This is a genomic window from Burkholderia sp. RS01 (assembly GCF_039748055.1).
In the GTDB taxonomy this organism is placed as follows: Bacteria; Actinomycetota; Actinomycetes; order Actinomycetales; family Micrococcaceae; genus Arthrobacter.
This window is the reverse complement of the sequence record NZ_JBDLAK010000082.1, coordinates 1-224: the sequence shown is the minus strand read 5'-3', so window position 1 is coordinate 224 and position 224 is coordinate 1. Positions and strand designations below refer to the sequence as shown.

Genomic DNA, 224 nt, shown 5'->3' with positions numbered 1-224 from the left:
CCTCCTCGGTGCGGGAAGCACGTTCATTGACGAACATGACCTCGCCGATGGACAGACCCTTGGACTGGCAGCGGCCCAGCAACTCGGCTGCGGTGCGGAACGGCAGCGGCAGCTCCTTCTTGGACTCGTCCAGTTCCTGCTGCGCCGCGTCCTCCTCGCCCTCCCGGACGATGAAACCCCCGCCCACCGAGAAGAACGTGGCACTGCGCAGCACCTCCCCGCCC

The 224-nt window shown here is 67.4% G+C and carries 1 pseudogene; it reads right to left on the bottom strand.

Annotation, left to right across the window (positions count from 1 at the left end):
- Positions 1–224 (bottom strand): annotated as a pseudogene (locus ABFP37_RS22625) (L-serine ammonia-lyase); the annotation flags it as partial.